Here is a 951-nt window from a genome sequence, read left to right on the forward strand (position 1 = left end):
CCCCGGCCCCGTCACGATCGCCGGGCGTCCAGTTCCCCTCCGGCGGCTACCTCGGGATGGGAGCGGTCGCTCTGCTGGTGGTCGCGCTGTTCTCCGTGCGGCTGTGGCGCCGCCGGCACTACGTCCCCGGCAGCGGTGTCCGCGACGACCTCGACGAGGCGCCGGTCATCCGCCAGCTCGCTGTCGCCTACAACACGGCCACCGCCGAACGTGACGCCGACGGCGAGCTGGTCGTCGTGCGCCCGCCGGGCGACCCGCACGTCACCGGCCGCCGCCACGCGGCAGCCACCGCCACCGCCCACACTGCCCCCTCCGGCACCCGGGTCGTCGGCACGACCGGCGACGGCCAGCCGCTGGCGCTCGACCTGGCCGCCACCCGCGGCCTCGGGCTGATCGGACCCGGTGCGGACGCCGCGATCCGCGCCCTGCTCGTCGCGCTGCTCGCCGATCGTCACCAGCCCGACGCCGCCCCCGTCGAGATCCTCGTTCCGGCTGCGGATGTGCGGCGGATGCTGGGCGAGGACACCACCGCCGCGCCGCCGCAGCGGCTGCACGTCGTCGCCGACCTGGCCACGCTGCTGGACCGGCTGGAGGCCGACGTCGTCACCCGGGCCCGGCGGGCCGCGGCCGGGGAGGACCCCCGCCGTGCCACCCTGGTCGTCGTCGCGGCCCCTGACCAGACGTCGGATCGCCGCCTTCAGGCCGTGCTCGACAACGGCTCCCCGCTCGGTGTCGTCGGCATCCTGTACGGGCAGTGGCGGCCTGGAGCGACCGCCCGGGTGCGGCCAGACGGGGTGGTCGGCGCCGCGAGCCCCGACATCGCCGCCGCCCTGACAGGCAGCCGACTGTTCACCCTGCCCGAGACCGACACCGCCCAGCTACTCGACCTGCTCACCGACGCCGACGCGCCAGCCGCCAACCAGGAGGAATTCCGGCGGGCAAACCCTACCC

1 pseudogene is annotated in these 951 nt (G+C 76.1%); it reads left to right on the forward strand.

Annotation, left to right across the window (positions count from 1 at the left end):
* Window positions 1-951, forward strand: a pseudogene (locus NBZ85_RS31420) (BTAD domain-containing putative transcriptional regulator); the annotation flags it as partial.

Origin of the sequence: Frankia tisae (assembly GCF_025403405.1) — a bacterium.
In the GTDB taxonomy this organism is placed as follows: Bacteria; Actinomycetota; Actinomycetes; order Frankiales; family Frankiaceae; genus Frankia; species Frankia tisai.